We start from the raw sequence: 24,896 nt of genomic DNA on the forward strand, positions 1-24,896 counted from the left end.
CATCGACGCAGCCCGGATGTGGCCTTTTCTTCAAAACGCGCCGAAGCCTTTCCCGCTCCGCGCCGCGGCCAGTAGAGTCAACTCCTTGTGCGCGGCAGACCGGAGGGGGGCGGACAGCGTGCCGTCAGGGAACGATTTCGCAGCGCCGTCGCCCTCTACACATCCCTCGTGGGCGCCGGATTCCGCAGACAGTGGCAATACAAAATGGCCATGTTCGCGGGGCTGTTCACCAACTGCGTGTTCGGGTTCGTCCGCGCGGCCGTCCTCGCCGCGGCGGTGGATGCCGCGGGCGACTTCGGCGGGTACGACCGGGGCAGCGTCGGCGCCTACGTGTGGCTCTCCCAGGGGCTGCTCGGCGCGGTGCAGTTCATGGGACCGCTGGGACCGCTGGACGATCGGGTCAAGAACGGCGACATCGCCATCGATTTCCTGCGCCCGGTCGACATCCAATGCGGCTATCTCGCCGATGATCTCGGGCGCGCGGCGTGCACCTTCCTGCCGCGCGGAGTGCCGAGCGTGCTGGTAGGCACGCTCACCTTCGGGCTGGCGATGCCGGTCACGCCCGGTCCCTACCTGCTCGGAGCGGTGAGTGTCCTGCTGGCGGTGGTCATCTCGTTCCTGTGCCGGTTCCTCGTGGTGCTGATCGGATTCTGGGTCGTGGAAACCCGCGGCATCCGGGTGCTGTACTACGCCGCGGGCACGTTTCTGGCCGGACTGTTCGTGCCGGTGCACATGTTCCCATCGTGGCTGGGCGCCATCGCGGCGGCCACGCCTTTCCCGTCGATTCTGCAATCTCCGATCGACGTGCTCTCGGGACGGATCACCGGCGCGGAAGCACTCTCGGTCGTCGGGATCCAAGTGTTCTGGGTGGTGGTCACCGCGATCGCCGGACGCGTGCTGCTCGTCGCGGGCCGGCGCAGGCTGGAGGTGCAGGGTGGGTGACATCGTTGCCCCGCGCACCGAGTCGTGGTCGACGCCCTACGTGGCCGTCTTGCGCTCCAGGATCCGGGCGCAGCGCAGCTACCGGTTGTCGTTCGCCAGTGAGCTTCTGAGCGCATTTCTGGTGGGCCTGGTCGAATTGGCCGAGGTGTGGCTCATCTTCCGCACCGCACGCGTCCTCGGCGGCCTCGACCTGGACGGCGCACTGCTTCTGTTCGGGTTGAGCAACACGAGTTTCGCGCTGTCCCAGGTGCTTTTCGGCCACCTCGACACGCTGCCGGTGCTGATCCGGATGGGCCAGCTCGACGCCTACCACCTGCGGCCGCAACCACTGCTGCTGCAATTGATCACCAGCGACATCTCCCTGCGCCGGTTCGCTCGCGCCTCGGTCTCGGTCGTCGCGCTGGTGACCGGTGCGGCACGCAACGACATCGCCTGGAGTTCGACCACGGCCGCGCTGCTCGCACTCACGCTGGTCGGCGGTATCGCACTGTTCGGCGGGGTGTTCGTCTGCGCCGCCGGATTGCAGTTCTATCTGATCGACGGCTCCGAGCTCACCAACAGTTTCACTTACGGCGGCTCGTTCGCGGCGACGCAACCGGCGTCGGTGTTCCCCACCCCCATGCGGCTGCTGTTCGGGTTCGCGATTCCGGTCTCGTTCACGGCCTATCTGCCCACCCTCGCGCTGCTCGGCTTGCCCGGCCCTCCGCTGCTGCCCGCCTGGCTGGCCTGGCTCACCCCGGCGGCGGCGCTGTGGGTCTGGCTGCTGGCGCTGGGTTTGTGGCGATCGGGCACTCGGCACTACCAGGGAGGCGGCGGATGAGCACGGGCAGCCCGGAGGCGATCATCGACATGGAGAGCCTCACCAGGCAGTTCATCCTGTATCGCAAAAACGGCCGCCGCTGGCGCAGGCGCCGCGAGACGCTCACCGCCGTCGACGGGATGACCGTCCGGATCGAGCGGGGCGCCGCCGTCGGCTACATCGGCGCCAACGGCGCGGGCAAGTCCACCACGATCAAAATGCTCACCGGCATCCTGGTCCCCACCGCGGGCACCGTGCGCACCTGCGGGCTGGATCCCGTGCGGCAGCGACGTGAACTGGCCGGGCGGATCGGCGTGGTGTTCGGCCAGCGCTCGCAACTGTGGTGGGATCTGCCCCTGCGCGAGTCGTTCTCGATCCTCGCCGCGATCCACCGGTTGGAGCCGGGCGCCGCGCGCAAGCGCGCGCACGAACTGATCGAGCAGCTGGAAATGGCCGACACACTCGACACACCGGTGCGCCAGCTCTCGCTGGGCCAGCGCATGCGCGCGGAAGTCGCCGCGGCACTGCTGCATTCGCCCGAGTTGGTCATCCTGGACGAGCCCACGATCGGCCTCGATGTGCTGTCCAAACAACGGCTGCGCGAGTTCCTGCGCACGGAGCGGGCCGAGCGCGGTACGACCCTGCTGCTCACCACCCACGATATGGGCGATATCGAAAGGCTTTGCGAGCGTGTGCTCGTCGTGGATCACGGACACTTGGTGTACGACGGGTCGCTGACCGGCCTGGCGGCCACCGTCGGCGCGCGCCGGGTACTGGTGGTCGACCTGGCCGAACCGGCGCCCGACCTCGACGATCTACGCTGCGCCCAGCTGCTCGGCACCGAAGGCGACGGTATGCGGCAGCGGCTGGCCTTCGATCCCGAGCAGATCACGGCCGCGCAATTGCTGGCCGCGGTGTCGGAGCGCGCCGAAGTGCGGGACCTGTCGATCGAGGAGCCCGAGATCGAGGACGTCGTCCGGCGGATATACGAATCCGCCCGCTGAACAGGCGGGCGGATTCGGTACCGGTTCAGTCGGGCTCGCGAGCGCCCTGGTCGAGCCGGAAGGGCGGGTACTCGTCCCGCATCAAACCGGCATAGGCCTGCACGCGGATGATCCAGCGATTGACGCCCATCACGAAGTCGTAGATGCCCTGCGGGTAGCGCGCCGTGAACAGCAACCCGATCAACGCGACGATCAGCAGGATGCTCAGCAACGAGATCGAGCCGCCGCCCCAGTCGTCACCGTCGCTCCCCGCGATCGCGATGCCGCCGCTGAGCACCGCGCCGACGATGAGGTAGTGCGGAATGGCGAGCAGCCACCACTTCACCAGCACCAGGCCGCGGTGCAAGGTCTCCGGATAGTCGATCTCCAGGTCGGCCGGGTAGTCCGCGTTCGGTTGCAGGCTGAACGGCGGGTACTTGTCGGTGCCCAGTACCGAGAGCGCGTAGAAAGTCACCCGCCATCCCCAGCGCATGACGCCCACGTTGAAGTCGAACAGTCCCCGCGGATACTTGCCGGTGATCAGGATGGCGAAGAAGGCCACCACCGTGAGCACGGCGTACGCGATGTGTAGGAAGAACAGCACGACGTAGTGCGGAATCGCCAGTAGCCACTTGACCAGCCACAGCCACCGCGACAGCGCGGAGTCCAGATCGCCTCGAACACGAATCGGGCTGGGCGGCGTGACGGGCTTCTCGAGTTCCATGAGCAACGCTCCTTACGGTTGCTGTGATCCATGCCACAACCAGTAGGTGTCCTGATTGTCGCGTATTCGGCCGCCGGCGAACGGCACCATCTGATACCGACATGCCAACGAATCGGGGTGCATTCGGTCTTCGGCAAACGACCGGCGTTGTGCCGCAGCCGATATCACCCGCACCGCGACCGCATCGTCGTTCCCGCCCGCGGATCGTCGCGCGGGCGAACTTGTACCATCGGACAGCGTGACGTTCGGCGCGCTGCGGCTACCGGTGATCCGGATGATCGTGGCTCTCACGTACACCGTCTGGGTGGTCGCCATGGCGGTGCCCCAATGCCACGTCTTCGGCCACGCTGTCGCGTCACACGCCCACATCGAAGCGTCCGGGCCCGTCGTGGCCTCTATCGTCTCCCCGGCGATCCTCGTCGACCGGCATCAGCACGCCGCCGAACCGGACCGGCATGTGCCCGCCGATGGTGTGCTCGCCGCCCTGCCGCGCGCTGTCTCGCTGCTGCTGTTGCTGTTGATCGCGTCCGTGTCGGTGCTGCTCGCGGCCCCTGGGTCCGCGCTCGGGGGCGGCGTGCGCGCACCCCCGGTCGCGACCCTCCCGGTATATCCGGGCAGAGACAGACTCACTCGATTCGGCATCGATCGGAACTGATCGGTCAGCGTCAGGCCGGAGCCTGCCGGGGCCCGGCCGGTGTTCGTGCGAAGTCCGCACTCACACCGTCGCTGCGACAGCGACCGCACAGAATCGACGATTCCCTATGACTTCTGCGCTGCAGAACCCGGCTGTGCCCGATCCCGCTCCGCGCGAACCGGAGACGACCCCGCTCGCGAGCCCGGCGAGTCTCCTGACGGCGGCCCAGCGCTGTCCGCGTCCGGCGACCATGGTGGGCAACACGCCCGTGCTCTGGATCACCGAACCGCTCGGCGGCACAACGCGACCGGACGGCCTCGGCTTCTGGGCCAAGCTGGAGGGCGCCAACCCCGGCGGCATGAAGGACCGGCCCGCGCTGCACATGGTCGAGCGCGCCATCGCGCGCGGTGCGCTCGCACCTGGCGCTCCGATCATCGAATCCACCAGCGGCACGCTCGGTCTGGGCCTGGCGCTGGCGGGAATGGTGTATCGCCACCCGGTCACGCTGGTCACCGACCCCGGCTTGGAACCGCTCATGCACCGGATGCTCGCGGCCTACGGCGCGGGGGTGGAACTGGTCACCGAGCCGCACCCCACCGGCGGCTGGCAGCAGGCGCGGCGCGACCGCGTCGCCGAACTGCTGGCGCGCGATCCGCGGGCTTGGTGCCCGGACCAGTACCGCAACCCCGACAACCAGGACGCCTACGAGACCCTGGCGCTCGAGTTGGTCGCCCAGCTGGGCAGGATCGACGTCCTGGTCTGCTCGGTCGGCACCGGCGGCCATTCCGCGGGGATCACCCGCACGCTGCGCCGATACTTTCCGCACCTGCGCTTGGTCGGCGTCGACACGGTGGCGTCCACGATCTTCGGACAGCCCGCGGGGCCACGGCTGATGCGCGGGCTGGGTTCGAGTATCCACCCGGACAACGTCGACTATTCGGCGTTCGACGAGGTGCACTGGGTCGCGCCCGCGGAGGCGGTCTGGGCCTGCCGCAGACTCGCCGCGACACACCACGCCAGCGGCGGCTGGAGCGTCGGCGCGGTCGCCCTGGTCGCGGGCTGGCTCGCCCGCACCGGCGATCCGGCCACGCGGATCGCCGCGGTCTTTCCCGACGGACCGCTGCGCTACTTCGACACGGTGTACAACGACGACTACTGCCGCGAGCACGGCTTGCTCGACGTCGCACCACCCACCGCACCGCTGCACATCGCGCATCCGTCCGACGCCGTCGCGCTCTCGTGGACCCGGTGCACGACGGTCGTCGATCCCCGCGACGCCGCCGGGAAGGAGCGGACGCGATGACCGATCTGATCGCCACCTACCGCGGCTTCAACCGTCCCAGCCGGATGCTGATGGTCAATCAGTTCGCCATCAACACCGGCTTCTACATGCTGATGCCCTACCTGGCCGGTTACCTGGCCGGTCCGCTCGGGCTGGCCGCGTGGGCGGTCGGGCTCGTCCTCGGTATCCGCAACTTCTCCCAGCAGGGCATGTTCCTCGTCGGCGGCACGCTGGCCGATCGACTCGGCTACAAGCCGCTCATCGTGACCGGATGCCTGCTGCGCACTGGCGGTTTCGCGCTGCTCGCGGTCGCGGACACGCTGCCCGCGCTGCTGGTGGCCTCGGCCGCGACCGGCTTCGCGGGCGCGTTGTTCAACCCGGCGGTCCGCGCGTATCTGGCGGTCGACTCGGGCGAGCGCCGGGTGGAGGCGTTCGCCGTGTTCAACGTCTTCTACCAGGCGGGCATACTGTTCGGCCCGATCGCCGGGCTCGCGCTGATGGCCGTCGACTTCCGTGCGACCGCCACGGGCGCCGCGGTGGTGTTCGGCGTGCTGACGCTGGCCCAGTTACGCGCGCTGCCGCAGCACCGCGCCGAGCCGAAAACCACCTCGGTGCTGGACGATTGGCGCGTGGTGCTGGCCAACCGCCCGTTCCTGCTGTTCGCCGCGGCGATGATCAGTTCCTCGGTCCTGGCCTTCCAGGTCTACCTGGCGTTGCCGGTGCACGCCGCACGGATCGCGGGCGACTCGGCCACCGTGCTGATGACGGCGGTGTTCGTACTGTCCGGGTTGATCGCGATCGCCGGGCAACTGCGCATCACCCGCTGGTTCGGGCAGCGGTGGGGCCGCGCGCACAGCCTGGCGCTCGGCATGGCGATACTCGCGTCCGCGTTCGTGCCGCTGGTGGTGATCCCGGGCACCGGCTTCGGCGTGGGGCCCGCGATCGGCGCACTGCTGTTGACCGCGGTCGCGCTGGGAATCGGTGCGGCAGCGGTCTTTCCGTTCGAAATGGACACCGTGGTCGCGTTGTCGGGCAACCGCCTGGTGGCGACGCACTACGGCCTCTACAACACCATCGTCGGTATCGGCATCCTGCTCGGGAATCTGGGCATCGGAACGCTGCTGGACCGCACGCGCGAGGCCGGGATGAGCGCACTGGCGTGGGCCGCGCTCGTCGCCGTGGGAGCAGCCGCGGCGGCGGGGCTGTTCGCGCTCGCCCGCTCCGGACGGCTCGACGCACCGCTACCGGTCGGGTGATCGATCGGACTGTCCTGGATGTGCGCCTCCGGGACGGTCCGCCTCAGGCCGGTCCGCTCGACTGCGCCGAATACAGGCTGACCTCGCCACCCTCACTGAGAAAAGCGTTGACCAGCATGGTGCGGGTGGTTCGCAGCTCCTCCTCGTCCGGCGCGGCGGTGGTGATCGAGATCTGCGGGATGACCGCCCAGTTGACCACGTAGCGCTCCGGCGGGCCGTCGTCGTCGGACAGCCGGGCGAGACGGAAGACCGAGACGGTCTTGCGGACGATCAGATCACGCACGACCTCCGCGATTCGCTCAGGGTCTTCCAGCGCGAACATGAAGCCGAATGTCAGCTCCGGCGATGACACGTAGGCGGGCACGAATACCGAGGCTAGCCCATGCGGCGGTGGCGCGCAGCGCACGCACCGAATCGGTTGCTGCTCATACGCTCGACAATTTCGAGAACGCACCGCCGAGCGCCGGTCCGGGTGACCGATCCGTAACGGAATATAACGATTTCCCGGCAGCTTTCGGATTCACAGACCAGAGTATTGCGCGGCTTCGGTTACCGCGCTTTCCTGAAAGTGTCCTGATTTCTCGGACCGTCTTCTCCCGCATCGTCGCGGATTTCCCGGTTTCTCTGCCGTGCTGGTGGAACGCGGGATGGCATCCGGGTGCGGGACTGCGCCGGAGCCGAGGGGCGCCCCTCCCCGAAATCCCCCTCGGCCCTGGCGCATCCAGGATTCGTCGTGTCGCAGAGGTAAGTCATGCCCACCGAATACGCTCAGCGCAGTTTCGGAGCCCAAGAGCTGCCGCCGCCCGCCGCACTGCTTCGCGCGATTCGCGAACCCGGCGAGAACCAGCACCGGCACAGCGTGCTGCACGCCGCGCGGAAGCTCGTCGACTGCCATGAGCGACGGCAGCGGGCACTCGAGCGATCACACGCCCCGGAGGCATCCAGCACCCGGGTCGCCGCCTGCACCCAGCAAGTGGAGGACATCGACGGCTGCCGCGCGGAATGGATCGGGCGGATCGACGCATGGGTGGCGGAGAATGTGCAGCACCGAGAGGGCGCCTCCCTGCATACCGAGACACTCGGCGCGGTCATCGACCGAATCGCGGCCAAATGGGTTTCGGCCCGACACTCTTTGGACGACGAGATCACGACCGGGCCGCACCCGGGGCAGGCGGGCGGTGAGGCCCACCTGCAGTGGTCCAGGCTGGCCGAGCTGGTCGACGGCTATCAGGATCTGATCACCGACGTCATCGAGCATCGGCGCAGGCTGCCGGTCTGGTGATCAGCGCGGCTCGTCGACGCCCGGCTCGACGACTTCGGCGTCGAGGAACGCCTCCGTCGCGTCCGCCCGCGGTTTCGTGACCGTGACCTCGGTCTCGGTGTCGAGGTCACGATCGAGATCCCGCTGTGCCTCCGCGTCCCGGCGCGCCGCGGCCGCCGCCTCGTTCATCTCGATGGCGTCGGTGATCCACTCACCGATCTCCTTGGTGACCTCGGCGACCGTCCCCGTGATGATGTTGGCGATATTGCCGACGTGCCTGGCACCGGAAGACGTCAATTCCTGAATGAGATCCTTGTTGCTCTCGAATTTCCCGATCATTCACACGCCCGCTTCGCTCGCCTTTCGCTGACGCATCACGATAACACCGGGGGACGGTTCGCTCTCGACCCAGCGCGGCGGAAGTGCCAGCTTGAAAATCTTCTTCCATACCGAGCCGATCTGCTTACTGAGCGAGCCGGTGTTGTACGGCAAACCGTACTTTTCACACAGTGCGCGGACCGTAGGCGCCATCTCCGGATAACGGCTCGCGGGCAGATCGGGAAACAGATGGTGTTCGATCTGATGCGACAAATTCCCGGACATGATGTGGAACAGCTTGCTGCCGGTGATGTTGGCCGAGCCGAGCATCTGCCGGATGTACCACTCGCCGCGGGTCTCGTCCGCGGTCTCCTCCTCGGTGAACGTCTGTACGCCGGCCGGGAAGTGACCGCAGAAGATGATGGCGAAGGCCCACACGTTGCGCACCAGGTTGGCGGTGACGTTACCCGCCAGCGTGTGGAAGAACAGCGGTCCGGTCAGCGCGGGGAACACCAGGTAGTCCTTGAGCACCTGCTTGCCCGCCTTGCGCCACTGACCGAGGATCAGGTTCTTGACCTCCGGCCACTTCTTCTTACCCGCCAGGATGTGCTCGACCTCGAGGTCGTGGCCCATCACACCCCACTCGAACAGCATCATGAGCACGAAGGCGTACAGCGGCTGGCCGAGCCGGAGCACGTTCCACTCCTGCGCCTCGTCCATGCGCAGGATGGAGTAGCCGATGTCGCGGTCCTTGTTGTGGATGTTGGTGTAGGTGTGGTGCAGGTAGTTGTGCGAGTGCTTCCACTGGTCGGCCGGGCAGACCGTGTCCCATTCGAACACGCGGGAATTCAGGCCGGGCTCGCGCATCCAGTCGTACTGGCCGTGCATGACGTTGTGGCCGATCTCCATGTTGTCCAGGATCTTCGACACACTCAGCGCCGCCACGGCGGCCAGCCAGAAGGGCGGAAGGAAGCCGAGATACATCAGGCCGCGCCCGGCGATCTCGAATCCCCGCTGCGCCTTGATGATCGAGTACAGGTATTCCCGGTCGCGCTCGCCGAGGTCGGCGACGATGGCCGCGCGCAGCTCGTCGAGTTCACGGCCGAGTTCCTCGATCTGGTCCGGGCTCAGGACCAGCGGTCCGTTCTCGGTTTCGGTCAGGATGGTCATAATTGGCTCCCCTTCGTGAATCAGATGTCGATGTCGACGTCGCCGACCGGCGCGCTGATGCACAGCTGGATCGGCTGGTCGGGGTCGGTGTCGGTCTCGCCGGTGCGCAGATTGCGCGTGCAGCCGGAGCGGCGCACCGCTGTGCAGGAGAAGCAGATCCCCATGCGGCAGCCGTACTCGGGCGTGAGACCGGCGGATTCGGCTTGCTCGAGCAACGTGGCTCCGGTGTTGTCGGCGCTCACGCCGCTGGCCGAGAAACTGACGGTGCCGTGTGCGTCGGCGGCGTCCACCGGCGCGACCGACAGCGTGAACTCCTCGGAGTGCAGCCGGTCCTCGAGTTGCTCGGCCTGATAGACCGTGCGCACCGCGTCCATCAGCGACGGCGGGCCGCAGACGAAGGTCTGCGCGTCGGCGAACCAAGGCGCGACGCGCTCCAGTTCGTCGTAGTCGAAGTACCCGCTGCCCTTCGGCCGGGCGAGATCCACCCACGGCGCACCGGAATCCGCCCGCGGCGCCAGATCCGGCATGCGATGCGGATAGCGCAGCTCGATGCGGAAGTTCGGATGCCGTGCAGCGATCGCGTCCAGTTCCGCTCGGTGCGGCAGCACAGCGGGCGACTTGGCGTAGTGCAGGAAGACGACCTCGCCCGAATGGTCCTCCGCGGCGAGCGTGCGCAGCATGGACAGCACGGGCGTGATGCCGCTGCCACCGCTGATCAGCAGGACGCGCCGCGGCCGCGACTCGGGCAGCCGGAACACGCCGTCGGCGGGTGCCAGGTCGACCACCATGCCGGGGGCGGCGTGACGGTACAGGTACTGCGACACCAAACCGTCCGGATGCGCTTTCACGGTCAGCTCGATATGACGATCCCGACGGCGTTCCGGGTTCACCGGCGAGTAGCACCGCGTGTGCCGCACGCCGTCGATCACCACGCCGATCTGGACGTACTGTCCGGCGACGTGGCCCTGCCAGTGCCGGGTGGGGCGCAGCGTGAGCGTCACCGAGCCGGGCGCCGAGCGGCGCACGTGAGTGATCTCGGCCCGCATGTCCCGCACCGTGAGGGTGGGGCGGACCAGCTCGAGGTACCGATCCAGCGGGTGCGGCGAGGTCAGGGTCTGCACCAAGTTGATGAGATCCACCATTTGTTCTCCGTACCTCTTGTCGGACTGACGACGTGCGGCTGGAATTTCAGTGCACGTCTGTACACTCAACTAGTGTGACGGATGACCGGGGCTAGGTGTCAACCGGCGAAACATGTGACTCGAACTACATCTGGGGATAGGTCGAATGGTGAACGGATGTATGCTCACCGAGATGAGTGAGCAGGCGGCTACCCGAGGCGAACGCAAGGAGCGGACCAGGCAGGCGCTCCTGGACGGCACGCTCGCGCTGGCCGCCGAACGCGGATTCGCCGCGCTCAGCCTGCGGGAGATCGCCCGCTCGGCCGGCATCGTGCCGACGGCGTTCTACCGGCACTTCGCGTCGCTGGAGGACCTCGGCGCCACGCTGGTCGACGACGGCGTCACCGCGCTGCGGCTGGCGCTGCGCGAAGTCCGCCGCAATGCCGACGCGGGCCTGTCGGACACGGTCCGCTTCGTGTTCGCGCAAGTGGGCCCCAAACGTGAGCTGTTCGGCTTCCTCACCAGGGAGCGCCACGGCGGGTCCGCCGCCTTGCGCACGGCCATCGCCCGGGAGATCCAACTGATCGTCCGAGAGCTCGTCGCCGACCTCTCCCGCATCCGGGCCCTGGACTCCTGGACGCCACGAGACCTGGAGATCGCCGCCGATTTGATGGTCAGCACGGTGACCGACGGGATCGCCGCCTACGTGTCGGCCGCGCCGCGCGACGAGCAGGCGATCATCGACCGCACCGTCCAGCAGATGCGTTTGATCGCACTCGGCATGGGCGGCTGGCGGCCACCGAAGCGGCGCTGATCCGCCGCCGAACTCACTCGGCGGGCCGTGACTCCTCGACGCCGCCGCCCGCCGCGACCGAATCCGCCGAACTCACTCGGCGGGCCGGGGCTCCTAGACATCGCCGCGCACCGTGACCGGATCCGGTGACCGCACCGGCAGCAGCACCGCGAGCCCGGCCGCGAGCACGACCAACAGGCCCGCGATCCCCGCCCGGTCCGAACCGAACAGCCAGACGAACAAGCCGAACAGGCTCGGGGCGAGGAAGGACACCGCGCGCCCGGTGGTCGTATACAAGCCGAAGAGCTGCCCCTCCCGGCCCGGCGGCGCGAGGCGGGTCAGGAACGAGCGCGCCGCCGCCTGCGCCGGGCCGACGAAGACGGTGAGCAGCAAGCCGAAGATCCAGAACATCAGTGGGCCGGACACCACCAGCAGCGCCAGCCCGCACACCAGCATCGCGGCCAGGGACACCACGATGACGATCTTCGGCCCGGCCCGGTCGTCGAAGCGCCCCGCGACGATCGCACCCAGCGCCGCAACGACATTGGCCGCGATGCCGAACAGCAGCACATCCGAGTCGGCGATCCCGTAGACCCGCACGGCGAGCACCGCACCGAAGGTGAACACCCCGGCGAGGCCGTCCCGGAAGACGGCGCTGGCCACCAGGAAGCCGACCGTGCGCCGGTCGACGCGCCACAGCTCGCGCAGGTCACGCCACAACACCCGGTACGAGCCGAGGAACCCCGCGCTCGCCGCGCCGGGATCGGCGTTCGTCCGTGGCAGTTCGGGGACCGCGAACAGCACCGGCAACGCGAAGGCGGCGAACCAGACGGCGGCGAGCACGGCGACCAGCCGGATGTTGAGTCCCTGATCGGTGGGCACGCCGAGCAGCCCGCGGTTGTCTCCCTCGCCGGATATGAAGCCGAAATAGCAGATCAGCAGCAGCAAGATGCCGCCGAAATAACCCATCGCCCAACCGAATCCGGAGACCCGGCCAACGGTCTGCGGCGTGGAGACCTGCCGCAGCATCGCGTTGTACGGCACGTTCGCCAGTTCGAAGCAGGCCGACGCGAACGCCAACAGCGCCAAGCCGAACCACAGGTCGTGGTAGTCGTCGTGCACGAAGAACATCAGCGTCATCGCCGCGACGGTCAGCGCGGTCAGCGCACCGAGCGAGCCCTTGCGTTTCGCGGACGCGTCGAAGCGCTGTCCGCTGACCGGCGCGGTCAACGCCACGATCAGGCCCGCGATGCCCAGCGCCCACCCAAGCCACGCGCTGGCGGAGACACCGCCGGGCAGATCGTCGCCGACCTTGTCGGTGAGATACACCGAGAAGACGAAGGTGAGGATCACGGCGTTGAATGCCGAAGATCCCCAATCCCACAGCCCCCACGCCACCACTTGCCCGCGCCCGGCGGCCTGCCCGACTGTCGCCTGGGCGTTCACCTCGGTCATGCCGCGCAGCTTAATGCGCGAGACGGTGACGAGGCGGGCCGAAATCGGGTCCGGCCGTGACGAAACGGAGGGTACTTATGCACCTAGTTGCATAGTACCGAGTGTCACGGCTATCCTCACCGCATGGCACTCGAGCATGCGTTGCTGGTATCGCTGACCGAGCGCGCCGGCTCGGGGTACGAGCTGGCGCGCCGCTTCGACAAGTCCATCGGCTACTTCTGGAGCGCGACCCACCAGCAGATCTATCGCGTCCTCAAGCGCATGGAGGAGTCCGGCTGGGTCGACGGCGAGACGGTGATCCAGGAGGGCAGGCCGGACAAGAAGGTCTACTCGGTGAGCGAGACCGGACGCGCCGAACTCGCGCGCTGGATCGCCGAACCGAGCGATTCCGCCACTCCGCGCAACGAACTCGCCGTGAAGATCCGCGCCGCCGCGTACGGCGACATCACCGCGTTGCGCGCGGAGGTGGCCCGCCACCGCGACCAGCACGCCCAGCGGCTCGAGCTGTACCGGCACATCGAGAAACACGACTTCCCCGCTCCCGAGCGGCTCGCCGGGACGGCCCTGCACCAGTACCTCGTCCTGCGCGCGGGCATCCGCGTGGAGGCCGGATTCGTCGAATGGTGCGACGAAGTTCTGCAAGCACTACACCCGCGCGCGACAGCCCCGCACGCGGACGGAGAAAGGCGACCTGCCCCATGAGCTCCTTCCCCCATTTGTTCGAGCCGCTCGATCTCGGCTGCACCACCCTGCGCAACCGCGTGGTGATGGGTTCGATGCACACCGGGCTGGAGGACCGCGCCTGGGACACCAACAAACTGGCCGCCTACTTCGCCGAACGAGCACGCGGCGGCGCGGGCCTGATCATCACCGGCGGCTACGCGCCGAATCGCGCAGGCTGGCTGCTGCCTTTCGGCGCCAAGCTGACCAACAAAACCGAAGCGTACCGGCACCGCGCGATCACCAAAGCGGTGCACGAGCACGGCGGCAAGATCGCCATCCAGATCCTGCACGCGGGTCGCTACTCCTACATGCCGGGCAGTGTGTCGGCGTCGTCCATCAAGGCGCCCATCAACCCGTTCCGGCCGCGCGCGCTGTCGGCCAAAGGCGTCGAGCGCACCATCGACGACTACGCCCGCTGCGCGAAGCTGGCCCAGTTCGCGGGCTACGACGGCTGCGAGATCATGGGCGGTGAAGGATATTTCATCAACCAGTTCCTCGCGCCGCGCACCAACAAGCGCACGGACGCGTGGGGCGGCTCCCCGGAGAACCGGCGCCGGATCGCGGTGGAGATCGTGCGCCGCACCCGCGCCGCGGTCGGCCCGGACTTCATCATCGTGTTCCGGCTGTCCATGGCCGAGCTGGTGGAGAAGGGACAGAGCTTCGACGAGATCGTCGCGCTGGCCGTGGAACTCGAAGCCGCCGGGGTGAACATCCTCAACACCGACATCGGCTGGCACGAAGCGCGGGTGCCCACCATCGTCACCTCGGTACCCCGTGCCGCCTTCGTCGAATTCACCGCGAAGATCACCGCGCGGGTGACCATCCCGGTGTGCGCGTCGAACCGGATCAACATGCCCGAGGTGGCCGAGGAGATCTTGACCCGCGGTGACGCGCAGCTGATTTCGCTGGCCCGTCCCTTCCTCACCGATCCGGAGTGGGTGAACAAGGCCGCCCAGGATCGCGTCGACGAGATCAACACCTGCATCGCGTGCAACCAGGCGTGCCTGGATCACGCCTTCCAGCGCAAGACGGTGTCCTGCCTGCTCAATCCGCGCGCCGGGCACGAGACCGAGCTGAAACTGCTGCCGACCCGCCGCAGCAAGCGCATCGCCGTGGTCGGCGCGGGCCCGGCCGGGCTCTCGGCGGCGGTGAGCCTCGCCGAACGCGGCCATCGCGTCGACCTGTTCGAGGCCGACGACAAGATCGGCGGCCAGTTCGACATCGCCCGCCGCATCCCGGGCAAGGAAGAATTCAGTGAGTCGATCCGGTACTACACCCGGATGCTCGAGCTCACCGGCGTCACGGTGCACCTGAACAAGCGGGTCGGCGCCGCAGAACTCATCGCGGGCGGCTACGACGAGGTCGTGCTCGCCACCGGCGTACAGCCGCGGATCCCGGACATCCCCGGTATCGACCACCCCATGGTGCTGTCCTACGCCGAACTGGTGCGGGAGGAGAAGCCGGTCGGCAAGCGCGTCGCCGTGATCGGCGCGGGCGGCATCGGCTACGACGTCAGCGAATTCCTCACCGTGGAAGGGCATCCCGCCCTCAAGCTGGACGAGTGGAAGGAGGAGTGGGGCGTCACCTCCGACGACGAGCAGGTTCCCGGGCAGCTCACTACGCCCAGGCCGGCTCCGGCGGCGCGCGAAGTCGTTCTGTTGCAACGCAAGACCACTCCGTTCGGGAAGGACCTGGGCAAGACCTCCGGGTGGGTGCATCGGGCCGCGCTGAAGGCCAAGGGCGTCGAGCAGATCGGCGGTGTGAACTATGAGCGCATCGACGACAACGGCCTGCACATCAGCTTCGGAGAGAAGCGACAACGGCCCCAATTGATCCCGGTCGACAACGTCATCGTCTGCGCGGGCCAGGAATCCGTGCGCGACCTGGAGGCCCCGCTGCGCGCCGCCGGGATGAGCCCGCACCTCATCGGCGGCGCCGAACTGGCCGCCGAGCTGGACGCCAAACGAGCCATCGACCAGGGCACCCGGCTGGCCGCACGGCTGTGAGCGGGCGGCGGCCGGGCCCGGACGCCCGGCCGCCGTGACCGCGGCACGGAACCCCGCCGGGGATCGTGCGGCGGACCACCGGGTCACGTCGCCTAGGCTGCATCGGGTGAGCCTGCCCTCCCCCACTTCCGAGAACCGCGCGGTCGTCACCGGCGCCTCCTCCGGCATCGGCACCGCGCTCGCCGCCGAACTCGCCGCCCGCGGCTACTCGCTGATCCTGGTCGCCCGCCGCGAGGAGCTGCTCACCGAGCTCGCGCAGCGACTGACCCTGGCCCACGGCATCACCGCCGAGGTGCGCGCGGTCGATCTGGCCGACCGCGAGCAGCGCGCTGTACTGGTGAAAGAACTGGCGACCCGCGAGATCGCCGTCTTGTGCAACAACGCGGGCATCGCGACCTTCGGCGCGATCGCCGAACTCGACCCGGCCTACGAGCGCGCGCAGATGGAACTCAACGCCGTCGCCGTGCACGACCTGACGCTGGCCGTGTTGCCCGGCATGCTCGCCCGCGGCAGCGGCGGCATCCTGATCAGCGGCTCGGCCGCGGGCAACATGCCGATCCCGAACAACGCCACCTACGCCGCGAGCAAGGCGTTCGCCAACACCTTCTCCGAATCGCTGCGCGGCGAGCTGAAAGGCTCCGGGGTGCACGTCACCCTGCTCGCGCCCGGCCCGGTCCGCACCGAGACCCCGGATCCCGCCGACGCCTCCATCGTCGACCGGATGGTGCCCGACTTCATGTGGGTCTCCTCGGAAGCCACCGCGAAGGTGTCCATCGACGCGCTCGCCCGCAACAAGATGCGCGTTGTCCCCGGCCTGATCAGCAAGGGAATGAGTGTGGCGGGACAGTACGGCCCGCGCGCGGTCACCGCTCCCATCGCCGGCGCGTTCTACAAGAAACTCGGCAGCTGAGCCAGCCGCGTCAGCGAGCTGTCAAGAAGCGACGCCCGGTGGTCAAGGATCCGCAAATGACCGGCCCACCGGCCCCGCACCCGGCGTAGTCCTGGCATCGGCCCCGCAATTCGAGAAAGCGGGGGCGACCCAGGAGAACATCGTGACGCTGCTCGACATCCTCCCGTCATTGCGGTCGGGATCACCTTCGCGCCTGGATGCCGCGGTCTGGCCGCGGGACACGCACTACGACGGCGACGGCGGGATCACCCTCGGCGGCGCCGCCCTCGCCGACATCGCCGATCAGTACGGGACGCCCACCTACGTCCTGGACGAGCAGGAGGTACGGTCCCGCTGCCGGGCCTATCGCAAAGCTTTTCCCGAGGCCGAGATCATCTACGCGGGCAAGGCCCTGATGACCCGGTCGGTGCTGGATTGGGTTACCCAGGAAGGCCTTTCGGTCGACGTGTGCTCGGCGGGCGAACTGGCCGTCGCGCTGGCGGCTGGTGTGGACCCCGCGCGCATCGTCCTGCACGGCAACGGAAAGTCGTTCGACGAACTGGCCACCGCCGTGCGCAGCGGGGTCGGCCGGATCGTGATCGACTCGCACACCGAGATCACGCTGCTGTCCGCCCTGGCCACGAAGCCACAGCAGGTGTTGCTGCGGCTATCCCCCGGCATCGATGTCCACGGTCATCCCGCGGTGCGCACCGGTGTGCACGACCAGAAGTTCGGCTTCCCCCTCGGCAGCGATTCGGCCGCCGAGGCGATCGACCGTGTGCTGCGCCAACCGAACCTCACCCTGGTCGGCTTCCACTGCCATCTGGGCTCGCAGATCTACAACCCGGATCACTACGGCGAGGCGGTACGGCGCTTGGTCGCCGCGATGGCGCAGGTGCGGCAAGACCACGGCGTCTTGCTGACCCAACTGGATCTCGGCGGCGGTCACGCGGTGGCCTATCGCGCCGGTGACGCCGAAATGAATCTCGCCGAACTCGCCGACATCCTCGAGGACGCCCTCGACGCCGCCTGCGCCCGCCACCACTTCCCACGCCCGGTCCTCGCGCTGGAACCCGGCCGCGCCGTCGTCGCCAGGGCCGGGGTGACGCTGTACCGAGTGCTCTCGATCAAGCACGTCGAAGGCGGGCACACCTACGTCACCGTGGACGGCGGGATGAGCGACAACCCGCGCGTCGCGCTCTACGGCGCGCGCTACGAGGTCGTGGTCGCCAGCCGCCACCCGTGCGGTCCGCAGATGACCGCGACGGTCGCCGGTCGCTTCTGCGAGGCGGGCGACATCCTCGCCGCCGACGTCCGGCTGCCTGCCGACCTGCGCCCCGGCGAGGTGCTCGCGATGCCGTGCACCGGCGCCTACCATCACAGCCTTGCCTCGTCCTACAACACTGTCGGGCGGCCGCCGATCATCGCCGTTCGACACGGCCGCGCCCGCGAACTGATCCGCAGGGAGACGACGGCGGACCTGCTCGCCCGCGAGGTCGGATGACCGGCGCGCTCAACGGCGCCGGGTGCCGAACAGGCTGCGGGTGATCTCGCGTCCCGCCGCGGTGGCGGCCGAGCGCAGGAAGCCGCGGACCGCGGGGTTCCGCATGATCCGCTCGGCGGCGGACTCCTCTTCCACGCGGTTCACGTTACGGCCGGGGACGGGTGCCGGTTCCGGCTCCCGCGTCGCGTCGGCCATCTTGGCGGCCAGCAGTTCGTAGGCCGATTCCCGGTCGATGGTCCGGGCGTACTTCGAGGCCAGCGGGCTGGACAGCGCCCCCGACCGGATCGCGTCCACGCCGATGGTGTCCATCAGCGACCGGGGTGGCCGCATCCTGGTCCAGGCCACCGGCGTCGGCGCGCCCTGCTCGGAGAGCACCGTCACGATCGCCTCGCCGGTGCCGAGGGAGGTCAGCGCCTGCTCCAGGTCGTATACACCGGTCCTGGGGTAGGTGCGGACGGTCTTGGCCAACGCCTTCTGGTCGTCCGGGGTGAACGCGCGCAGCGCGTGCTGGATGCGCGCGCCGAGCTGGGACAACACCGGGTTCGGGATATCGGTGGGCAACTGTGTGCAGAAGAACACGCCCACTCCCTTGGACCTGATCAGTTTGACGGTCTGCTCCACCTGATCCAAGAACGCCTTCGAGGCGTCGGAGAACAGGAGGTGCGCCTCGTCGAAGATGAACACCAGCTCGGGACGCTCCACGTCGCCGACCTCCGGCAGGGTCTGGAACAGGTCGGCCAGCACCCACATCAGGAATGTGGAGAACATCACCGGCCGCGCCGCCTCGGCACCCAGCTCGAAGAGTGTGATCACCCCTTTTCCGTCCACCACCCGCACCAGGTCGGCCGGATCGAGTTCCGGCTCGCCGAAGAACGTGTCGCCGCCGTCGGCCTCCAGATTCGCCAAGGCGCGCAGGATCACGCCCGCGGTGGCCGCGGAGACACCGCCGATGCCTTTCAGGTCATCCTTTCCCTCGGAGCTGGTCAGATGAGTGATCACGGCGCGCAGGTCCTTCAGGTCCAGCAGCGCGAGGCCATTGCGGTCGGCCCAGTGGAAGATCAGTCCGAGGGTGGATTCCTGCGTCTCGTTCAGCCCGAGCACCTTGCTCAGCAGAACCGGGCCGAACGAACTGATCGTGGCGCGGATCGGAAGCCCTGCCCCGGTGGTGCCCAGCGACACGAACTCGGTGGGGAAGCCGGTCGCCGCCCAGTCCGCGGCGCCGGTCTCCGCGATCCGCGTGGCGAGTCTTTCGCTCGATCGGCCCGGCTCGGCCAAACCCGACAGGTCGCCTTTGATATCGGCCAGCACCACCGGAACCCCGGCGCTCGACAGTTGCTCCGCGATGCCTTGGAGGGTCTTCGTCTTCCCCGTGCCGGTCGCCCCCGCGACCAGACCGTGCCGGTTCATCATCCGCATCGGGATACGGACGCGCGCGCCGGAATCCACCCTCCCGTCGACCACCACGGTGCCCACGTCCAGCGCAGCGCCCTCGAACGCGTAGCCCGCGGCGATCTCTTGTGCGGCGGTCGAGCCCGGGGACGGTTCGTCTCTTCCTTCGGCAGCACCGGCTCCACCCGCCGTCTGCTCGGCCAGTTCACGTTCCGCGGCCTCCGCGGCGGCGGACGCCTCCGCCGCGATCCGCGCCGCCTCGTCGGCCGCTTTGCGCGCCGCGGCCGCCTTCTCCTTCGGGGTGGTCATCGCACGTCTCCGTCCTGGCTCGACCGGGCTGCTTCACTCAATGTTTGCTGCCGCACCGAAAACGCCGGGTGACGATCTGGAAGAAACTGTATCGCCACCGGTCGGATTCCCGTCCGCATCGGCGGCTTCGGGGTTGCCGAGCCGTATCGCGGGCACCGGACCTTCGCCCGGCTAATGTTGCACGGGTGTCCGACAAATACATGGTGTGGATGGATTGCGAGATGACCGGCTTGCGCTTGGACAGCGACAAGCTGATCGAGGTGGCCGCACTCGTGACCGACAGCGATCTCAACATCCTCGGCGAGGGCGTGGACATCGTCATCCACGCCGACGACGACGCGCTGGCCGCGATGCCTGCCGTGGTCGCCGAGATGCACGCGCGCTCCGGGCTGACCGACGAGGTCCGTCGCTCCACCGTCACCCTCGAAGAGGCCGAGCAGCGCGTGCTCGACTACATCCGCCAGTACATCCCCACCCCGCGCACCGTGCCGCTGGCAGGCAACTCGATCGCCACCGACCGCGGTTTCATCGCCAGGGACATGCCGCTGCTGGATGCCCACCTGCACTACCGGATGGTCGACGTGAGCTCGATCAAGGAGCTGTGCCGCCGCTGGTACCCGCGCATCTACTTCGGCCAGCCGGAGAAGGGCCTGAGCCATCGCGCACTGGCCGACATCCAGGAGTCCATCCGGGAACTGGAGTACTACCGGCGGACCGCGTTCGTCGCGCCGCCCGGTCCCTCCACCACCGAAATCGCCGCCGTCGCCGCCGAGGTCTCCGAGACCGCCGAACAGCGGACCGAATCGGCGCAGGTCAACGGCTCGCCAGATAACGATTAGGGAGTGGGCGGGTAGACACGCTAATATCTAGCCCGCCGGTTCTTCACCGGCGATGGTGAGCGTAGTTCAGTTGGTAGAGCACCAGGTTGTGATCCTGGCTGTCGCGGGTTCGAGTCCCGTCGCTCACCCCAGGTGTCGCGGTGTGCGAACCGTCCTCTGAGGCGGTTCGCACACTACGGCTGGCGCTTTCTCTACTCTGTTCATTCCCCGCATCGGCGCGCGACGTGAAATAGCCGTCCGTATCTCTCCGAGGCGGCGATCATGTCCCGAAGACCCCAAGCCATCGGCAAGCGCCTGCACTCGAATGGGTCCACATGCGAAATGCGTCACGATGCGGCGTGCCATTTCATGCCTGAGCGCGCCCTCCTGCCACGGCCGACCACCGAAGGTCTCGGCGCTTATGGAAATCGTCTTCCGCAGAGGCCGAGCGCCCGCATGACCCGCCTCGCCGCACCGGCCGGGTCCTGACGCGTTCGTCGCGGGCATCGCTTCGCGCCGCCGATCGAGGAAACCGGCCCACGTCCCCACCGAGAGCCGAGTCGGCTCGATCGGGCGCGGCTGACACTCCGCGCAAGGCTCTTTCACTGCGCCCCAGACCTTTTGCCGCAGGCACTCGCCGCGATGTGAAACGAAACCACTCCAGAATCCGCCACGCGTCCGTAGACTGCGGTGCACGTGGGACGGTGTCGCTGGGGCGCCTTCCCGGTTCGACCAGAAAGACACACCTCGTGATGCGTTCCGCGGTTATCGCAGCCTTCGTCGGCGCCACTCTCCTCACCGGATCCAGCGGAACCGCGGTCGCGGGAATCGGACTTCCCCCGCTGCCCGACTCCGGCTCGGCGTCGAGCGGATCGGCGGGCGGCCTGGCCACCACCGGCTCCTCCGGCACCGGATCGGCGGGCAGCAAGCTGCTGTGCGCCGCCACCGGCAGCGCCATCGCGATCCTGGGCGACGCCCAGTTGGGTTGCAACATGCTGCCGTGACCCCCTGAACGCCGAACGGGCCACCGGATCGCTCCGGTGGCCCGTTCGGCGTTCCGCTTCGGCTCAGCGATTGTCTTCGGCGTTGCCCGCTTTCCAGACCGACCACGGGATGTTCCAGTCACCCAAGCCGTCCACACCGGACAGGGTGCCGCCCACGGTGTTCTTCACGATCGTGATGTCACCGCGCTTGGCGTTCTGGAAGACCCACTGCGCGTTCGCCGGACTGAGGTTCAGGCAGCCGTGACTGGTGTTGCTGTACCCCTGCGCACCGACCGACCAGGGCGCCGAGTGGAAGAAGATGCCGCTGTAGGACAGTCGCGTCGCGAAGTCGACCGGCGTCTTGTACCCGTCGGGCGCGTTGACCGCCACGCCGTAGGTCGAGGAGTCCATGATGATCTTCTCGTGGCGGTCGGCCACGATGTAGACCCCGTTGTCGGTGGGGGTGCTGTCCTTGCCCATCGAGGTCGGCATGGTGCGGATCACCTGGCCGTTCAACTCGACGGTCACCTGCTTGGTGTTGTCGTCGGCGGTGAAGACCATCGCGTCGCCGATGGTGAAGAACGAGTGGATGTTGTCCTGCCCGTACAGGCCGTTGCCGAGATTACGTCCGTAGACGTTCACATCGACGGTGATCTTCGATCCCGGCGCCCAGAAATGCTCCGGCCGCCAGCGCACCTCGCGGTTGTTCACCCAGTAGAACGCGCCCTCCACCGGCGGCTCCGTGGTGATCTTGATCGCATCCTGCGCGGCCTTCCGGTCGGGGATGTTCTCGTCGAACTGGACGGCCACCGGCTGTCCGATACCGACGACCTCCGCCTCGCCGGGCACCAGGTAGGGCTTGGTCTGGTTACCGGGCGAACTCGTGGTGAAACTCAGCGTCGCGGAGTTCGCCCCGCCGAGCCCGATCGCGTCGGCCTTCAATCGGTAGGTCTTGCCGTAGCCGAGCACCTCGGTGGTCTCCCACGAACGCCCGTCGGCGGCGAGCCTGCCCTCCACCGCCTTGCCCTGCGGGCTGACCAAGCTCACGTTGGTGAACTTGCCGTCTTCCACCTTGAGCGCCAACGGGACGCCCGGCGATACCCCTACCTCGCCATCTTTCACCGGCGACAACAACTTCGGCTTGATCAGTTCTGTGATGGGGTTGCGGTCGATGGCCACCTGAGCCGCGTCCTTGGCGTCGGATGCCGAACATCCGGTCAATGCCAGCGCGGCGACCGCGACAACTATCACCGGTCCCGCGAACGTGCGTAGCGACCGCCTCGTAGTCGGCTTGCGCACGTGCCGACCTCGACCAAAACTCATTTCAACCCCGTTTCAAAGTCTCGGCGCTCCAGGACACACCGAGGGCTTCGGATACCGACCGCCACGCCGCTCACCCCGCCGTGTACGCGGGCGGTCGAAACCACAATCGGACATTCTGCCAGTGCGTCACGTCCTGGCCAATGTGAACACCTAGTCCGTCACTGCAGCGTTACCACCACTAGATCACCGCGGCGAACCCACGCGTTACGGCGGCGGAGAGCATCACATCCGCGCCGGTCAGGACACGATTTCACTTCTGCGGCCCCGGCCTGTTAAGGTTTGTCCCGCACCGGAACACGGAGCAAGCGCCATTAGCTCAATTGGCAGAGCAGCTGACTCTTAATCAGCGGGTTCGGGGTTCGAGTCCCTGATGGCGCACAACACGCAAACCGTGCCCTTGTCAGTCATCGGCTGGCAAGGGCACGGTTTTCTTCGTCTCCACGATGGCCCCGATTTCCGTGACATCACCGTGACCTGGAGTTTTTCCCAGTTGCACCAGTGGTCTCAATTCGGACAGCTATACGCCCGCGATCGCCGCGAAATCCACCTGTACGCCCGAAAATTTCTGTGACCTACGGCACAAGAGGTTTAACGGCAAACTCCCAGCTTGGATAACGATTCGGCAACCGCGTCTTGGGCTTTCCAAGATCGTCAGCGCCTGCCGTTCATGATCAGTTCACCGTCCGTTAACCATGCGTGACCATTCTGCAATCAGGTCACAAAGCGACCTGAAGTTTGGTCAGCCCGAGGAGTTGTAGACACCGATTCGGTAACGATCACACGGCAGGCACCCTGCCCGCCACGTGATCGGCGGAGCGGAATCCGGCAACGGACCCGCAATCCCATACTTCCGCCCGTCTCACCGCATCGAGGATGCGGGTCTCGCGCGACAAGCGGCCGAGCCCACCGAGGGCGATCCGGTGCCGCACGCAGAAGCGTCGCGTTCCGGGGACATCAGCGTCCCCCACAACAAAACCACACAAAAGCACATGGCCGTTTCGGCGAACGCACACGAGCGTACGCCGCAGGATCCGTGCTGCCCAACTGCGGCCGGATCGAGTAAGTCCCCGATCAAGGAACCGATTCGCAATGCCTGACAGACGCCTTTCCACCCTTCGCCGCCCCTCGCTCCGCGAAACCGTCACCGTCGCCTTCGCCGCCGCGGGTGTCGTCGCCGTGGCCGCCTGCTCCGCGGCGTCCGTTGCCGACAACAGCGTCCCGTCTCGCATCGCCATGGTGGCCGAGCAGCAGCCCGAGGCCGCCGCCGCTCCGGTCGCCGCACTGGCGGCCGAGGCGATCCCCGCGCCGATGCCCGCACCCGCGCCCGCCCCCGCCCCCGCGCCCGCTCCGGAGGCGGCCCCGGTCCCGGCCCCGATGCCCGCCCCGGCCCCGCCGGTCTACGCGGACAACCTGGACGGCTGGATCCGCCAGGCGCTCGACATCATGTCGGCGAACGGCATCCCCGGCACCTACAACGGCATCTACCGCAACATCATGCGCGAGTCGACGGGCAACCCCCAGGCCATCAACCTGTGGGACTCCAACGCCGCCATGGGCATCCCGTCCAAGGGCCTGCTCCAGGTGATCGACCCCACCTTCGCCGCCTACCACGTCGCCGGCACGCCCTTCGACATCTGGGACCCGGTCGCCAACATCACCGCCGCCTGCAACTACGCGGCGCACCGCTACGGCTCGATGGACAACGTCAACAGCGCGTACTGATCCACACCGTCACGCAGCCTCCCCATCCATCGGATGGGGAGGCTGCGGCGCTTTCCGGCCGTGTCCGCGCGGTCGGGCAGGCGTATCTGCGGCTCGGCAATAATGGTCCACATACCCGCGACCCCTTGGACCTTGCCGTGACCGACTACGCACACAACGACGCGGCGGCCAAGAGCCGCGCCGAGAAAGCACGCCGGCTGGCGAGTTACCTCTGGCCCCGTGGCATCACCGGCTCCGAGGTGCTCGCGATGCCCGCGCCGGTACGGCGCAAACTGGCCAGGGCCGCCGGAACGAATCCGCCGAGCACCGACGAGACCTGGACCGCGGTGGCACGGCTGCTGACGGAGAAGGACGACTGGGCCGCCCGACATCCGCGGCATCCCGCTGCCCGGCGCGAACACACCGACGAGAAACTGCTCTGGGTGAAGCCGCCGATCACGCCGTGGTCCTGAGTTACGCGAAAGTCTTTGCGCTTCAACGTTTTCTGTGTCT

The 24,896-nt window shown here is 67.8% G+C and carries 25 protein-coding genes and 2 tRNA genes; 19 read left to right on the top strand and 8 right to left on the bottom strand.

What is annotated here, in order from left to right:
• Positions 1 to 168: 168 nt before the first annotated feature.
• From ACWESM_RS21860 to ACWESM_RS21870, 3 genes are read left to right on the top strand one after another with little or no spacing between them, the layout of a single operon-like run.
• Positions 169 to 942, top strand: a complete 774-nt coding sequence (locus ACWESM_RS21860; RefSeq protein ID WP_355075897.1) for an ABC transporter permease — start codon at positions 169 to 171, stop codon at positions 940 to 942.
• Positions 935 to 1,762: an ABC transporter permease gene (locus ACWESM_RS21865; RefSeq protein ID WP_364429736.1), complete on the top strand. Its 828-nt coding sequence runs from the start codon at positions 935 to 937 to the stop codon at positions 1,760 to 1,762. The genes ACWESM_RS21860 and ACWESM_RS21865 overlap by 8 nt, the downstream gene beginning before the upstream one ends.
• Complete coding sequence (locus tag ACWESM_RS21870) at positions 1,759 to 2,745, top strand: ABC transporter ATP-binding protein (RefSeq protein WP_355075893.1); 987 nt, start codon at positions 1,759 to 1,761, stop codon at positions 2,743 to 2,745. The genes ACWESM_RS21865 and ACWESM_RS21870 overlap by 4 nt, the downstream gene beginning before the upstream one ends.
• A 25-nt stretch (positions 2,746 to 2,770) precedes the next feature.
• On the opposite strand, the gene ACWESM_RS21875 is transcribed toward ACWESM_RS21870, so the two are convergent.
• The gene (locus ACWESM_RS21875) at positions 2,771 to 3,448 is read right to left on the bottom strand and encodes a DUF4389 domain-containing protein (RefSeq protein WP_355075891.1); all 678 of its coding nucleotides are present in this window, start codon (positions 3,446 to 3,448) and stop codon (positions 2,771 to 2,773) included.
• A gap of 238 nt (positions 3,449 to 3,686) precedes the next feature.
• On the opposite strand from ACWESM_RS21875, the gene lpqS reads away from it, so the two are divergent.
• The 3 genes from lpqS (at position 3,687) to ACWESM_RS21890 (ending at position 6,620) form a co-directional block, all read left to right on the top strand.
• Complete coding sequence (lpqS, locus tag ACWESM_RS21880; protein ID WP_355075889.1) at positions 3,687 to 4,103, top strand: putative copper homeostasis (lipo)protein LpqS; 417 nt, start codon at positions 3,687 to 3,689, stop codon at positions 4,101 to 4,103.
• Positions 4,104 to 4,332: 229 nt separating this feature from the next.
• Positions 4,333 to 5,385, top strand: coding sequence for a PLP-dependent cysteine synthase family protein (locus tag ACWESM_RS21885; RefSeq protein ID WP_452493565.1), 1,053 nt, complete (start codon positions 4,333 to 4,335; stop codon positions 5,383 to 5,385).
• The gene (locus ACWESM_RS21890) at positions 5,382 to 6,620 is read left to right on the top strand and encodes an MFS transporter (protein ID WP_356968292.1); all 1,239 of its coding nucleotides are present in this window, start codon (positions 5,382 to 5,384) and stop codon (positions 6,618 to 6,620) included. Before ACWESM_RS21885 ends, ACWESM_RS21890 begins: the two co-directional genes overlap by 4 nt.
• Before the next feature lie 43 nt (positions 6,621 to 6,663).
• Here ACWESM_RS21890 and ACWESM_RS21895 read toward each other — a convergent pair whose 3' ends face one another.
• Positions 6,664 to 6,984, bottom strand: a complete 321-nt coding sequence (locus ACWESM_RS21895; RefSeq protein ID WP_355075883.1) for a hypothetical protein — start codon at positions 6,982 to 6,984, stop codon at positions 6,664 to 6,666.
• A gap of 387 nt (positions 6,985 to 7,371) precedes the next feature.
• On the opposite strand from ACWESM_RS21895, the gene ACWESM_RS21900 reads away from it, so the two are divergent.
• A complete protein-coding gene (locus ACWESM_RS21900) occupies positions 7,372 to 7,902 on the top strand; it encodes a DUF4254 domain-containing protein (protein WP_355075881.1) in 531 nt (176 codons plus the stop codon).
• Here ACWESM_RS21900 and ACWESM_RS21905 read toward each other — a convergent pair whose 3' ends face one another.
• Genes ACWESM_RS21905 through ACWESM_RS21915 form a run of 3 tightly spaced genes read right to left on the bottom strand, consistent with a single transcriptional unit; the run spans position 7,903 to position 10,511 of the window.
• Complete coding sequence (locus tag ACWESM_RS21905; protein WP_355075879.1) at positions 7,903 to 8,220, bottom strand: hypothetical protein; 318 nt, start codon at positions 8,218 to 8,220, stop codon at positions 7,903 to 7,905. It abuts the gene before it with no gap.
• Positions 8,221 to 9,369, bottom strand: coding sequence for a fatty acid desaturase family protein (locus ACWESM_RS21910; protein ID WP_452493445.1), 1,149 nt, complete (start codon positions 9,367 to 9,369; stop codon positions 8,221 to 8,223).
• Positions 9,370 to 9,389: 20 nt separating this feature from the next.
• Positions 9,390 to 10,511 (bottom strand): ferredoxin reductase, encoded by a 1,122-nt coding sequence (locus ACWESM_RS21915; RefSeq protein WP_452493446.1) that lies wholly within the window; start codon positions 10,509 to 10,511, stop codon positions 9,390 to 9,392.
• 172 nt (positions 10,512 to 10,683) lie between these two features.
• On the opposite strand from ACWESM_RS21915, the gene ACWESM_RS21920 reads away from it, so the two are divergent.
• Positions 10,684 to 11,304, top strand: a complete 621-nt coding sequence (locus ACWESM_RS21920) for a TetR family transcriptional regulator (protein ID WP_355075873.1) — start codon at positions 10,684 to 10,686, stop codon at positions 11,302 to 11,304.
• A gap of 93 nt (positions 11,305 to 11,397) precedes the next feature.
• On the opposite strand, the gene ACWESM_RS21925 is transcribed toward ACWESM_RS21920, so the two are convergent.
• Positions 11,398 to 12,738, bottom strand: coding sequence for an MFS transporter (locus ACWESM_RS21925; protein WP_364429755.1), 1,341 nt, complete (start codon positions 12,736 to 12,738; stop codon positions 11,398 to 11,400).
• Positions 12,739 to 12,861: 123 nt separating this feature from the next.
• Between ACWESM_RS21925 and ACWESM_RS21930 the strand changes: the two genes are divergently transcribed.
• The 4 genes from ACWESM_RS21930 (at position 12,862) to lysA (ending at position 17,860) form a co-directional block, all read left to right on the top strand.
• The gene (locus ACWESM_RS21930) at positions 12,862 to 13,440 is read left to right on the top strand and encodes a PadR family transcriptional regulator (RefSeq protein WP_355075869.1); all 579 of its coding nucleotides are present in this window, start codon (positions 12,862 to 12,864) and stop codon (positions 13,438 to 13,440) included.
• Positions 13,437 to 15,467 carry an FAD-dependent oxidoreductase gene (locus tag ACWESM_RS21935; RefSeq protein WP_452493449.1) on the top strand — a complete coding sequence of 677 codons (2,031 nt, stop codon included), beginning with the start codon at positions 13,437 to 13,439 and terminating at the stop codon, positions 15,465 to 15,467. The genes ACWESM_RS21930 and ACWESM_RS21935 overlap by 4 nt, the downstream gene beginning before the upstream one ends.
• Before the next feature lie 106 nt (positions 15,468 to 15,573).
• Entirely contained in the window at positions 15,574 to 16,377 is an 804-nt protein-coding gene (gene cmrA, locus ACWESM_RS21940) for a mycolate reductase (RefSeq protein WP_355075865.1), read from the top strand.
• 142 nt (positions 16,378 to 16,519) lie between these two features.
• Positions 16,520 to 17,860 (top strand): diaminopimelate decarboxylase, encoded by a 1,341-nt coding sequence (gene lysA, locus ACWESM_RS21945; protein WP_452493451.1) that lies wholly within the window; start codon positions 16,520 to 16,522, stop codon positions 17,858 to 17,860.
• Positions 17,861 to 17,869: 9 nt separating this feature from the next.
• On the opposite strand, the gene ACWESM_RS21950 is transcribed toward lysA, so the two are convergent.
• Positions 17,870 to 19,558 (bottom strand): helicase HerA-like domain-containing protein, encoded by a 1,689-nt coding sequence (locus ACWESM_RS21950; RefSeq protein ID WP_452493453.1) that lies wholly within the window; start codon positions 19,556 to 19,558, stop codon positions 17,870 to 17,872.
• Positions 19,559 to 19,758: 200 nt separating this feature from the next.
• Between ACWESM_RS21950 and orn the strand changes: the two genes are divergently transcribed.
• From orn to ACWESM_RS21965, 3 genes are all read left to right on the top strand, one after another.
• Positions 19,759 to 20,397 carry an oligoribonuclease gene (gene orn, locus ACWESM_RS21955; RefSeq protein ID WP_397279306.1) on the top strand — a complete coding sequence of 213 codons (639 nt, stop codon included), beginning with the start codon at positions 19,759 to 19,761 and terminating at the stop codon, positions 20,395 to 20,397.
• Positions 20,398 to 20,452: 55 nt separating this feature from the next.
• A tRNA-His gene (locus ACWESM_RS21960) sits at positions 20,453 to 20,528 on the top strand.
• Positions 20,529 to 21,128: 600 nt separating this feature from the next.
• Positions 21,129 to 21,380: a hypothetical protein gene (locus ACWESM_RS21965; protein ID WP_355075858.1), complete on the top strand. Its 252-nt coding sequence runs from the start codon at positions 21,129 to 21,131 to the stop codon at positions 21,378 to 21,380.
• Positions 21,381 to 21,443: 63 nt separating this feature from the next.
• On the opposite strand, the gene ACWESM_RS21970 is transcribed toward ACWESM_RS21965, so the two are convergent.
• Positions 21,444 to 22,682, bottom strand: coding sequence for a L,D-transpeptidase (locus ACWESM_RS21970; RefSeq protein ID WP_397279256.1), 1,239 nt, complete (start codon positions 22,680 to 22,682; stop codon positions 21,444 to 21,446).
• Between the two features lie 305 nt (positions 22,683 to 22,987).
• On the opposite strand from ACWESM_RS21970, the gene ACWESM_RS21975 reads away from it, so the two are divergent.
• From ACWESM_RS21975 to ACWESM_RS21990, 4 genes are all read left to right on the top strand, one after another.
• Positions 22,988 to 23,060: transfer RNA gene (locus tag ACWESM_RS21975), tRNA-Lys, on the top strand.
• Entirely contained in the window at positions 23,053 to 23,253 is a 201-nt protein-coding gene (locus ACWESM_RS21980) for a hypothetical protein (protein ID WP_397279254.1), read from the top strand. The genes ACWESM_RS21975 and ACWESM_RS21980 overlap by 8 nt, the downstream gene beginning before the upstream one ends.
• Positions 23,254 to 23,771: 518 nt before the next feature.
• Positions 23,772 to 24,404: a transglycosylase SLT domain-containing protein gene (locus ACWESM_RS21985; protein ID WP_452493455.1), complete on the top strand. Its 633-nt coding sequence runs from the start codon at positions 23,772 to 23,774 to the stop codon at positions 24,402 to 24,404.
• 137 nt (positions 24,405 to 24,541) lie between these two features.
• Positions 24,542 to 24,856, top strand: a complete 315-nt coding sequence (locus ACWESM_RS21990) for a hypothetical protein (RefSeq protein ID WP_356968314.1) — start codon at positions 24,542 to 24,544, stop codon at positions 24,854 to 24,856.
• The last annotated feature ends 40 nt before the right edge of the window (positions 24,857 to 24,896 follow it).

It is taken from the genome of Nocardia sp. NPDC003999 (assembly GCF_053604885.1).